An 11,488-nucleotide genomic window follows, 5' to 3' on the forward strand; every position below is an offset into this window, starting at 1 on the left:
TCGTCCGGCCCGGCGAATTCCACTCGATCAGCTCTCAGGGCGGCAGTTCCCCCGTTAGGGTGACTGCCGTCCTGAGCTGGTGGAGGAGACCGACGGTGACAGAGCAGCAAGGACAGGCGGTATCGGCCAGACTCGTCGCCGGCAGGTACCGGATTCTCGGCGAGATCGGCCGAGGCGGCATGGGTGTGGTCTGGCGGGCCGAGGACCAGGTGATCGGCCGCCAGGTGGCGATCAAGGAGCTCCGGCTCCCTGCCGACGTGCCGCCGGAGGAGCGCGCGGTCTTCGAGCAACGAGTGCTGCGCGAGGCCCGCACCGCGGGGCGGCTCAACGACCCCGCCGTGGTCACCGTGTTCGACGTCGTCGCCGAGGACGGCACCAGCTACATCGTCATGGAGCTGGTCGAGGCCCCGACGCTGAGCGACGAGGTGACGCGCCGTGGCCCGCTGCCGCCGGAGCGCGTCGCGGCCATCGCCGGGCAGCTGCTGTCCGCGCTGGAGGCCGCGCACACCGCCGGTGTCGTGCACCGGGACGTCAAGCCGGGCAACATCATGGTGCTGCCCAACGGCAGGGTGAAGCTGGCCGACTTCGGCATCGCGCAGGCCGTCGACGACCCGCGCCTGACCACCAGCGGAACCCTCATCGGCTCGCCAGCATTCATGGCGCCGGAGCGGGTGCACGGCCACGAGGCCGGCCCGCCGTCGGACCTGTGGGCGCTCGGCGCGACGCTGTTCTTCGCCGTCGAGGGCTTCATCCCGTTCGAGCGATCCTCCACCGCGGCCACCCTGCACGCGATCATCAACGAGGTGCCGTTCCTGACCCGCTGCCAGGGCCCGCTGGCCTCGGCGATCAGCGGACTGCTGATCGCCTCGCCCGCCGCGCGGCTGTCCACGGCCCAGGTGCGGGCGCTGCTCGACCAGGTCGCTCCCTCGGCGGCCGGCGTGACCGCGCCGATCGCCCCGCCGACCGCCCGCTATCCCTACCCGCAGGCCACCGTCCAGGTGCGGCCACCGGCCCCCGCCCGCCGACGTCGTTGGGGCGTCACGATTCCCGTCACCCTCGTGCTGGTCGCCGCGCTGCTCACCGCCGGCGTGCTCGCGGACCGCTACGTGCTCAACCGCCCCGACACGCCGGTGTCGGCCATGCAGCCGACCTGGACCTACGGCGAAGGCGGCCAGCTGCCCGCCTTCGGGCTGTCGAAGAGCTACTGCGCCAACGGGCGCCTGGAACAGGGCCACCGCTACGCCTCAAGCGGCACGGTGAGCTGCAAGGAACCGCACGACATCGAGGTCTTCGGGGCCAGCGAGACCTTCGACTCCGCACCCAAGCTCGCCTACCCGGGGCTGGCGCCGCTGAGCCGCTACGCCGAGGGATGGTGCTCGCTGGTCTTCTCCTCCGACCAGATCACCATGGCGGACAAGGACACCGCGCTGCACTACGTCGCGATCGTGCCGACCGACAAGGCGTGGCAGTCGCCTGGCGAGGACAAGATCGGCGCGCGCGACGTCTACTGCGTGCTGTGGCGCAAGGACTTCTCGCAGCTCACCAATCCCGTCCTGAAGGAGCGGGAGTAGCGTTCGCCGCATGAGTGTGGCGCGCGAGGAACGTCGGCTGCTCTGCGACCTGTTCGCCGAACTGGGACCCGACGCGCCGACCCGGTGCGAGGGCTGGCAGACCAGGGACCTCGCCGCGCACCTGGCGCTGCGCGAGCGACGCCCGGACGCGGCCATCGGCATCGCGGTGTCCTCGTTCGCCGGGCGCACCCGGCGCGTGCAGGAGAGCTTCGCGGCGCGGCCGTGGGCCGAGCTGGTCGACCTGGTGCGCTCCGGCCCGCCGCGCTGGTCCCCGTACGCGATCACTGCGGTGGACGGGCTGGTCAACGCGGCCGAGTTCTTCATCCACCACGAGGACGTGCGCAGGGCGCGGGAGGACTGGCAGCCGCGGCCGCCGGAGTCCGCGCGCGACGAGGTGTTGTGGCGCAACGTCACCAGGGCCGGCAGGCTCACCTACCGGCGCAGCCCGGTCGGCGTCGCGCTGCGCCGCCCGGACGGCACCGAGGCGACCGTCCGGCGCGGCCCGAACACGGCGACCGTCGTCGGCGAGCCCGGCGAGCTGTTGCTGCACGCCTTCGGCCGCGACCGCGCGGTGGTCGAGTTCGACGGCGAACAGTCCTCGATCGCGGTCGTGCAGGGCCTGGACCGAGGCATGTGACGCGGCCCGCGACACCCCTGACCACCACGTCTAACAGATGCGGGCCCCGTGGACATGCAGGACGCCTGGTCGGCGGCCGGGGGGCCACGCGGTAGCGTCATCGCCATGACCGGATGTCCCACCGCCTCCAAGGGCCGACCCTTCGGCCGGGTGCTCACCGCCATGGTCACGCCCTTCGACGCCGACGGCGCGCTGGACCTGGACCGGGCGCAGCGGCTCGCCGTGCATCTGGTGGAGCTCGGGAACGACGGCCTCGTGGTCAACGGCACCACCGGCGAGTCGCCGACCACGACCGACGCGGAGAAGGCCGACCTCATCCGGGCGGTCGTGCAGGCCGTCGGCGACCGGGCCACCGTCGTGGCAGGCGCCGGCACCAACGACACCGCGCACAGCATCGAGCTGGCCCGCGCGGCCGAGCGGGCCGGCGCACACGGCCTGCTCGTGGTGACGCCGTACTACTCGCGCCCGCCGCAGGCCGGCCTGCTCGCGCACTTCACCGCCGTCGCGGACGCGACCGAACTGCCCGTGCTGCTCTACGACATCCCGCCCCGCTCGGTCGTCCCCATCGAGGTCGACACCCTGCTGCGGCTCGCGGAACACCCCAGGATCGTCGGCGTCAAGGACGCCAAGGGCGACCTGTACGCCGGCAGCCAGGTGATCGCCGGCACCGACCTGGCCTACTACTCCGGCGACGACCCGCTGAACCTGCCGTGGCTGTCCGTCGGCGCGGTCGGCTGCGTCAGCGTCATCGGCCACGTGGTGGCCGACCGGCTGCGCGCGATGCTCGACGCGCACGACAGCGGCGACCTGGCCACTGCCCGCGCCGTGCACCACTCGCTGCTGCCGGTCTGCCGCGCGATGGGCCGCGTCGGCGGTGTCGTCTTCGCGAAGGCCGCGCTCGGGTTGCGCGGACACGACGTCGGCGGCACTCGCCTGCCGCTGCCCCCGGCGACCACGGACGACATCCAGTCCATCGCCACCGACCTCGTGGCGGCAGGCGTGTCCCTCGCGGACACCGCCGCCACCACCAACACGAACATCGGGACGGTCCGCAAGTGACGGCAGTGAACCAAAGCAAGAAGGCCACCCCTCCGCCGCCGTTGGCTGAAGGCGGCCTGCGCATCGTCGCGCTCGGGGGCATCGGCGAGGTCGGTCGCAACATGACCGTCTTCGAACACGCCGGACGGCTGCTGATCGTCGACTGCGGCGTGCTGTTCCCCGAGGACGACCAGCCGGGTGTCGACCTGATCCTGCCGGACTTCCGGGCCATCGAGGACCGGCTGGACGACATCGAGGCGCTGGTCCTCACGCACGGCCACGAGGACCACATCGGCGCGGTGCCGTTCCTGCTCAAGCAGCGGCCCGACCTGCCGGTGATCGGCTCCCGGTTCACCCTCGCGCTGCTGGCGGCCAAATGCCGCGAGCACCGGCAGACCCCCACCCTGATCGAGGTCGCTGAGGGCCAGCACAGCTCGCACGGCCCGTTCGACTGCGAGTTCTTCGCCGTCAACCACTCCATCCCGGACGCGCTGGCCGTGGCCATCCGCACCTCAGCCGGCCTGGTGCTGCACACCGGCGACATCAAGCTGGACCAGCTGCCGCTGGACGGCAGGCTGACCGACCTCGCCGGCTTCTCCCGCCTCGGCGACGAGGGCGTCGACCTGTTCCTGGTCGACTCCACCAACGCCGAGGTGCCCGGTTTCGTGGTGCCCGAGCGCGAGATCGGCCCGGTGCTCGACGGCGTGATCCGCAAGGCGAGCCAGCGCGTGATCGTGGCGTGCTTCGCCAGCCACGTGCACCGGGTGCAGCAGGTGCTCGACGTCGCCGTTGAGCACGGCAGGCGCGTCGCGCTGGTCGGCAGGTCGATGGTCCGCAACATGGGCATCGCCGCCGACCTGGGGCTGCTGCACGTGCCGGAGGGCCTGTTCGTCGACCTCGACGTGGCGATGCAGCTGCCGTCCGACCAGGTGCTGTTCGTGTCGACCGGTTCGCAGGGCGAACCGCTGTCGGCGCTGTCGCGGATGGCGCGCGGCGAGCACCGGCAGATCTCCATCGAGCCAGGCGACACCGTGGTGCTGGCCAGCTCGCTCATCCCTGGCAACGAGAACGCCGTGTTCGGCGTCGTCAACGGCCTTGTCCGGCTCGGCGCGCAGGTGGTGCACCAGGGCAACGCCAAGGTGCACGTGTCCGGCCACGCCCCGGCGGGCGAGCTGCTGTTCCTGTACAACTCGGTGCGGCCGAGCAACGTGATGCCGGTGCACGGCGAGTGGCGGCACCTGCGCGCCAACGCGGCGCTGGCGGTGCGCACCGGGGTGGCCGAGGACCGCGTGGTGATCGCCGAGGACGGCGTGGTCGTCGACCTCGTCGACGGCAAGGCGCAGATCAGCGGTCGGGTCGAGGTCGGGCACGTGTACGTGGACGGCCTGTCGGTCGGCGACGTCGGCGAGTCGACCCTGTCGGACCGGCTGGTGCTCGGCGAGGGCGGGTTCATCTCGATCAGCGTGGCCGTGCAGTCCAGCACCGGCCGCGCGGTGTCGCCGCCGACCGTGTCCGGGCGCGGGTTCTCCGACGACCCCAAGGCGCTTGACCAGGCCGTGGCGCTGGTGGAGATGGAGCTGTCCCGCACCGAGGCCGAGGGCATCACCGACCCGCACCGGATCGCGCAGGCCATCCGCCGCGTGGTCGGCCGCTGGGTCGCCGACACCTACCGCCGCCGCCCGATGATCGTGCCGACGGTCATCCCAGTCTGAGTCACGTCATGAGGGTCCCGTCAGGACNNGTCCTGACGGGACCCTCATGACATCTCGACCGGGAGGGGTTCCGGGGCGGACCGCCTGCGGCTGACCAACTGCACGACCAGCGCGCCCACCAACAGCACCGCGCCGCCCGCCAGCTGGGCGGGGCTCAGCGCCTCGCCGAGCAGCACCCAGGCCGCCCCCGCCGCGACCACCGGCTCGATCAGCGAGAGCACGCTCGCCACCGACGACGGCAGGTGCCGCAGCGCGGTGATCCCGGTCAGGTAGGCCAGCACGGTGCCGAGCAGGGCGAGGGTGACCAACATCGACCACACCGGCGGATGCCACGGGCCGAAGTCGGTCGGCCGGCCGAGCACCGCACCGTCGAGCAGCTGCCACGGCGGGCTGAGCAGCACGACCGGCACCGCGCCGACCAGCATGCCGAGCGTCACCAGCCCGACCGGGTCGCCGGAGCTGACGGCGCGCTCGCCGAGCAGGAAGTACGAGGCCGAGCAGAGCGCCGCGCCCAACCCGGCGAGCAGGCCGACCGCGTCCAGCCGCAGGCCCTGCCAGACCTGCGCGACCATCGCCAGCCCGAGCAGGGCGAGCAGCGTGCCGGCCCACATCGTCCTCGGCAGCTGGGTGCGGCGGACAAACCTCACCCACAGCACCACCAGGATCGGCGACAGGTACTCCAGCAGCATCGCGATGCCGACCGGGAGCCGGGACACCGCGACGAAGTAGCACAGCTGCACACCCGCGACGCCGAGCAGCCCGTAGCCGAGCAACAGGCGCCACTCGCCCCGCGCAGGCCGTAACCGCCCCGGCGCGGCGACGCCGACGACGAGCAGCAGCATCAGCGCCGCGAGGCAGATGCGCGCGCTGGCCACCTGCGGCGCGCTGAGCCCGACGTCCATCACGGCCTTGGCGAGCGGCCCGGAACTGCCGAAGCAGAACGACGACAGGACCAGGAGCGCCGTGCCCAGCCTCGGTCGGACAACTGGTCGGGCACCCGAGGCAGCGACGTCGACACTCACCCGCCGAGTATGCAAGACGCGACCGACACGCTCGTCCGATTTGCCTGGCACGGAAGGAAGCCCTGGGCCATCGCTGCTGAGCTATCCACAACAGGCCCGGTCATCCACAGGCGACCGCACCTCGCTGGCCCCGGCCGAAGATCGTCCGTAGGCTGGCACAGGGCACGGCCCCCAGGGCGGGTGGGGTTCCGGCAAAGTCGGTGGACCTGGTGTGGAGCAAGCACGCCCCCCGGGTTGATCATGTGGTTGTCGAAGCTCGCGGAGCTGGGCGCGCGCCGCGATCCCCGTCACCGGGCGGCACCAGCCGCCCACCGAGTCCACGCTGCGCCGCCTCCTGCACCGAGTCGACGGTGACCACCTGGACGCGGCACCCGAACTCGCGCCCGACGAGCCTGTCGTGATCGCGGTGGACGGCAAGACCCCGCGCGGCACCGTGCCCCGCACCGCCGACGCCCTGCACACCACCCGCGACCACGTCCACCACCGCACCGGCCACGGCGCGCACTACGTGTTCACCGTCAATGCCAACCAACATCTCCTGGCCGCCCGCCTGAAATACCTGCCCTGACCCGACAACACCGGGCCCGATAACACCGGGCACGACAACACCGACACCGGGCACGGTCGTACCGAACACCGCGTCCCGACCACGCTGCCCGCACCCGCCGATCTCGGATTCCCCGCCGCGGCGCAGGTCGCCCCCATTACCTGCCACCGCACCCACCGCGGCACCGGCAAGGCCGAGACCACCCACATCGTCACCAGCCTGCCCACCGACCAGGCTGGTCCCACCTGGATCGCGGACTGTCTACGAGGGCACTGGCAGATCGAGAACCGTCTGCACTGGGTACGGGATGTCACCTACGGCGAAGGCGCCCCCGGGTACGCACCGGACACGCACCCCGGGCGCCCCTAGGGTCGCCAGGGGCTGCGGCGGCCGTCGGTCGGCCGCGTCGGGTCGTGGAAGCGCGGGCCGTCCGGCTCGTCGGCCCGCAGCGGTGCGAGCCCGCCCGCGATCGACCGCATGATCCGCTCGTGCGCGCGGACGGCGTCGCCCGGCGTGCCGGCCGTGAGCCCGCCGAGGTCGACCGGCGCGCCGAAGTGCACGCGGAACCTCGGCCGGTCGCGCACCGAACGCAGCCACGACGCGGCCAGCGGCGCGAAGTCCGCCCAGCCGTCGACCGTCTCGGTGCCCCACCACACCGCCTCGTGCGCGCCCCACTGGCTGATCGGCACGACCGGCACGCCCGCCGCGAGCGCGATCCTGGCCACGCCGGTCTTGCCGCGCTCCGGCCACAGGCCCGGTTCGTGGCTGATCCGGCCCTCCGGGTAGGCCAGCACGGGCGCGCCGCCCCCGCGCAGCGCCGTCACGGCGCGGTCGAACGCCTCGGCCGCGGTGGCCTTGCCTCGGTCCACCCGCAGGTGCCCGCAGGCCGTGAGGGCCGGTCCCATGATCGGCGCGTCGAGCATGCCGGCGGCGATCATGAACCTCGGCGCGAAGCCGAGCCTGCGGCAGGCCGCGATCAGCACGAACGCGTCGAACACGCCGATGTGGTTGGCCGCCAACACCATCGGCCGGCCGCGCAGCGTCGCCGGCAGGTCGCTGGTGACCTCGAGCCGGCCGGTGAGCCCGACCATGCCCTCATCGATGGCCGCGAGGGTCCGCCATAACAGCGGGGTTGACGAAACGGGGTGGCTACGGCGTGTCGACTCGTACCCGCCGGTCTTCAGGGCAACCATGAACCGGAGCATGGCACGAGGCTTGGCCCGTGCTTTCCGAGCCTGCCCGTGAGTTGCCGGTCCGTGACACGGGTGACCCATGTGGCCGGTGTGACGAAACGACTAACGTAGGGAACCATGGCGGGCCGGACAGGGACCTCCCGGAAGGGCACGACACGCGGCGGAGGCGGGTCGAAGCCCCGGTCCGGCGCATCCAGGGCACGCAGGCCCGCCGCGAAACGGCCGGCCGCGAAGCGATCCAACGCGTCGTTCGGCAAGGGCGTCACCGCGACCTGGGGGCTGCTCGCCAAGGGCGTCGGCGGCATGGCACGGGCGGTCGGCCGCACCAAGGAGCTGGACCCGGCGCACCGGCGGGACGGGCTCGGGCTGGTGCTCATCGCGCTCGCCGTGATCACCGCGGCCGGCGTGTGGTGGCGGGCGGGCGGGCCCGTCGGCGGCTGGGTGGAGATCGCGGTCCGCAGCTCGATCGGCCGGCTGGCCGTGCTGCTGCCGATCGTGCTCGTCGTGCTCGGCATCGTGCTGATGCGCACCGAACCCAACCCCGAGTCCCGGCCGCGCCACGTGATCGGCTCGCTGCTGGTGTCGCTGCCCCTGCTCGGGCTGTTCCACCTCGGCGCGGGACTGCCGACGGCGGGCGAGGCGCGGCGCGACGCCGGCGGCGCGCTCGGCTTCCTGTCCGGCGACTTCCTCGCGCAGGGCCTGACCGGCTGGGTCGCCGCGCCCCTGTTGGTGCTGCTGATGGTCTACGGCCTGCTGGTGCTGACCGGCACCCCGGTGCGGCAGGTGCCCGAACGCCTCCGCGAGCTGTTCGCCCGCCGGACGGAGCCGCTCGACGACGAGGAGGACGCGTCGGCCGAGACGGCCGAGGACGCCCCGCCGGCGAAGCCGCGCCGCCCGTCCCGCCGCCGCCAGGCCTCGATGAGCGACGAGGACCAGCCGGAGCTGCCGCTGGCCGAGGAGGAGCCGCCGCCACCGTCGGCCCGCCCGAGCCGGGCCAAGGCGGCCGAGCCCGCCGAGAAGGCGGCCAAGGCCGCCAAGTCCGAGCAGCTGTCCATGACCAGGACCGTCGAGGGCGACTACCGGCTGCCGCCGCCGACGATCCTCAAGGACGGCGACGCGCCAAGGACGCGCAGCAGGGCCAACGACACCATGATCGAGGCGATCACCGGTGTGCTGGACCAGTTCTCCATCGACGCGCAGGTGACCGGCTTCACCAGGGGGCCGACGGTCACCAGATACGAGGTCGAGCTTGGGCCTGGCGTGAAGGTCGAGAAGATCACCGCGCTGACCAAGAACATCGCCTACGCGGTGGCCACCGACAACGTGCGGCTGCTCGCGCCGATCCCCGGCAAGTCGGCTGTCGGCATCGAGGTGCCCAACAGCGACCGCGAGATGGTGCGGCTCGGCGACGTGCTGCGGTCGGGCACCGCCGTGCACGACAACCACCCGATGGTCATCGGGCTCGGCAAGGACATCGAGGGCAACTTCGTCACCGCGAACCTGACGAAGATGCCGCACCTGCTGGTGGCGGGCTCCACCGGCTCCGGCAAGTCCAGCTTCGTCAACTCCATGCTGGTGTCGCTGCTCGCGCGGGCGACGCCGGAGGAGTGCCGGATGATCCTGATCGACCCGAAGATGGTCGAGCTGACGCCGTACGAGGGCATCCCGCACCTGATCACGCCCATCATCACCCAGCCGAAGAAGGCGGCCGCCGCGCTGTCCTGGCTGGTGGAGGAGATGGAGCAGCGCTACCAGGACATGCAGGTCAACCGGGTGCGGCACATCGACGACTTCAACAAGAAGGTGAAGTCGGGCGAGATCACGGCGCCGCCGGGCAGCGAGCGGGTGTACCGGCCCTACCCCTACATCATGGCGATCGTCGACGAGCTGGCCGACCTGATGATGACCGCGCCGCGCGACGTCGAGGACGCCATCGTCCGGATCACCCAGAAGGCGCGCGCCGCCGGCATCCACCTGGTGCTGGCCACCCAGCGGCCCTCCGTCGACGTGGTCACCGGCCTGATCAAGACGAACGTGCCGTCCAGGCTGGCGTTCGCCACGTCCTCGCTGACCGACTCGCGGGTCATCCTCGACCAGCCGGGCGCGGAGAAGCTGATCGGCATGGGCGACGCGCTCTATCTGCCGATGGGCGCGTCGAGGCCGGTGCGCGTGCAGGGCGCGTTCGTCGGCGACGAGGAGATCGCGGAGATCGTCAACTTCGCGAAGAACCAGGCGCAGCCGGAGTACACCGACGGCGTCACCGCGGCCAAGGCAGGGGAGAAGAAGGAGGTCGACGCCGACATCGGCGACGACCTCGAACTGCTGATCCAGGCGACCGAGCTGATCGTGACCAGCCAGTTCGGCTCGACCTCGATGCTGCAACGCAAGCTGCGGGTCGGCTTCGCCAAGGCCGGTCGGCTGATGGACCTGCTGGAGACCAGGGGCGTGGTCGGCCCGTCCGAGGGCTCCAAGGCTCGCGAGGTGCTGATCAAGCCGGACGAGCTGGAGTCGGTGCTGTGGACCCTGCGCGGCGGCGGCGGTGCCTCGGAGGACGACCCCGAGGACTGACGCCCGCGATCAACGCTCCGTCCGCCGAGCCTGCCGTCGGCGTTGTTGGTCGCGACTCCCGTCGCGACCAACAGCCCGACTATGCCGCGTCCACGATGGCGACGCGGCTGCCGCCGAGTTCGCGGACGCCGAAGTAGTAGATGTCGGCGGTGCGCCGGCACGCCCAGTTGCCGCCGCAGACGTGGTACATGTCGGCGCGGAAGTTGTCGTCGATCAGCTTGCGGTTGGGCTCGGTGAACCGGCCCTGCCGCTTGTAGTTGCGGTAGCCGAAGTCGTGCCGCTCGCAGGCGGGCAGGAACCGGAAGCCGAACGGGCTGTTGGGCACGTGCGAGCAGCCGTCGGAGGACCAGTCGAGCTGCCCGGCGTAGGGCGCCTGGTCGCGGATCGAGATGAAGTCCGACAGCGAGTGGTGGAACAGGTAGTCGTCGGTGATCGACTGGATGTCGGCGGCCTGCGCGGTGCCCGCGCCGAGGAGCAGCGCGGCCGAGGCGGCGATGGCGACGGCAGCGCGCCGGAACACGCGACGCAGGGAAGTCGCTGTCATGGTGGTGCTCCCTCGTGGAGTGATGTGGCCCACGTGGTTTGTACCTGCCAAGATCGACCCCGGACAGCGCCGTTCGGCGTACCCGACGCGAACATCGGGTGATGCTGGGGTGACCGACCGTCAGAGGTTCAGCAGCATCCGCGTGTTGCCCAGTGTGTTGGGCTTCACGTAGGACAGGTCGAGGAACTCCGCGACGCCCTCGTCGGCCGAGCGCCGGATCTCGTCGTACACCTCGGGGGACACCGGGGTGCCGTCGATCTCGACGAAGCCGTGTCGGGCGAAGAAGTCGGTCTCGAAGGTCAGCACGAAGATCCTGGCGAGGCCGAGCTCCTTGGCCACCGTGACGAGCTGGCTGACGATCGCGTGCCCGATGCCGCGCCCGATGGCCTGCGGCACCACGGCGATCGTGCGGATCTCGGCCAGGTCCTCCCAGAGCACGTGCAGCGCCCCGCAGCCGAGCAGCTCACCGCCCGCCTCGGCCACCCAGAACTCCTGGACGTCCTCGTACAGCGTCACGAGCTGCTTGGTGAGCAGCACCTTGCCCGCGTACTGGTCGACGATGGCCTTCATGCGCCGCACATCTCCGGTGCGGGCACGACGCACCACGATGCGGTCGTTCACAGCTACGTAACCTAGTCGGTCGCTCTCGGGGGCGT

At 71.8% G+C, this 11,488-nt stretch carries 10 protein-coding genes; 6 read left to right on the top strand and 4 right to left on the bottom strand.

What is annotated here, in order from left to right:
* The first annotated feature begins 95 nt into the window (after positions 1-95).
* The 4 genes from F0L68_RS22475 to F0L68_RS22490 all read left to right on the top strand — a co-directional run bounded on the left by F0L68_RS22475 (position 96) and on the right by F0L68_RS22490 (position 4,958).
* Positions 96-1,571, top strand: a complete 1,476-nt coding sequence (locus tag F0L68_RS22475; protein WP_223199034.1) for a serine/threonine-protein kinase — start codon at positions 96-98, stop codon at positions 1,569-1,571.
* Positions 1,572-1,581: 10 nt separating this feature from the next.
* Positions 1,582-2,208 carry a TIGR03085 family metal-binding protein gene (locus F0L68_RS22480; RefSeq protein ID WP_149851613.1) on the top strand — a complete coding sequence of 209 codons (627 nt, stop codon included), beginning with the start codon at positions 1,582-1,584 and terminating at the stop codon, positions 2,206-2,208.
* A gap of 105 nt (positions 2,209-2,313) precedes the next feature.
* The gene (gene dapA, locus F0L68_RS22485; protein ID WP_149851614.1) at positions 2,314-3,267 is read left to right on the top strand and encodes a 4-hydroxy-tetrahydrodipicolinate synthase; all 954 of its coding nucleotides are present in this window, start codon (positions 2,314-2,316) and stop codon (positions 3,265-3,267) included.
* Positions 3,264-4,958: a ribonuclease J gene (locus F0L68_RS22490; RefSeq protein ID WP_149851615.1), complete on the top strand. Its 1,695-nt coding sequence runs from the start codon at positions 3,264-3,266 to the stop codon at positions 4,956-4,958. Before dapA ends, F0L68_RS22490 begins: the two co-directional genes overlap by 4 nt.
* Positions 4,959-5,002: 44 nt before the next feature.
* Here F0L68_RS22490 and F0L68_RS22495 read toward each other — a convergent pair whose 3' ends face one another.
* Entirely contained in the window at positions 5,003-5,980 is a 978-nt protein-coding gene (locus F0L68_RS22495; protein WP_149851616.1) for an EamA family transporter, read from the bottom strand.
* 397 nt (positions 5,981-6,377) lie between these two features.
* Here F0L68_RS22495 and F0L68_RS42555 point away from each other — a divergent pair, with 397 nt between their 5' ends.
* Positions 6,378-6,548 (top strand): hypothetical protein, encoded by a 171-nt coding sequence (locus F0L68_RS42555; RefSeq protein WP_188316743.1) that lies wholly within the window; start codon positions 6,378-6,380, stop codon positions 6,546-6,548.
* 344 nt (positions 6,549-6,892) lie between these two features.
* Here F0L68_RS42555 and F0L68_RS22500 read toward each other — a convergent pair whose 3' ends face one another.
* The gene (locus F0L68_RS22500) at positions 6,893-7,720 is read right to left on the bottom strand and encodes a lysophospholipid acyltransferase family protein (RefSeq protein WP_223199035.1); all 828 of its coding nucleotides are present in this window, start codon (positions 7,718-7,720) and stop codon (positions 6,893-6,895) included.
* 117 nt (positions 7,721-7,837) lie between these two features.
* On the opposite strand from F0L68_RS22500, the gene F0L68_RS22505 reads away from it, so the two are divergent.
* Positions 7,838-10,288: a DNA translocase FtsK gene (locus tag F0L68_RS22505; RefSeq protein WP_149851618.1), complete on the top strand. Its 2,451-nt coding sequence runs from the start codon at positions 7,838-7,840 to the stop codon at positions 10,286-10,288.
* Positions 10,289-10,367: 79 nt separating this feature from the next.
* Here F0L68_RS22505 and F0L68_RS22510 read toward each other — a convergent pair whose 3' ends face one another.
* Positions 10,368-10,832, bottom strand: a complete 465-nt coding sequence (locus tag F0L68_RS22510) for a phospholipase (protein WP_149851619.1) — start codon at positions 10,830-10,832, stop codon at positions 10,368-10,370.
* A 120-nt stretch (positions 10,833-10,952) separates the two neighbouring features.
* Entirely contained in the window at positions 10,953-11,453 is a 501-nt protein-coding gene (locus F0L68_RS22515; protein ID WP_223199036.1) for an amino-acid N-acetyltransferase, read from the bottom strand.
* Positions 11,454-11,488 lie beyond the last annotated feature (35 nt).

The sequence above is a fragment of the Solihabitans fulvus genome, from assembly GCF_008386585.1.
Lineage (GTDB): Bacteria > Actinomycetota > Actinomycetes > Mycobacteriales > Pseudonocardiaceae > Solihabitans > Solihabitans fulvus.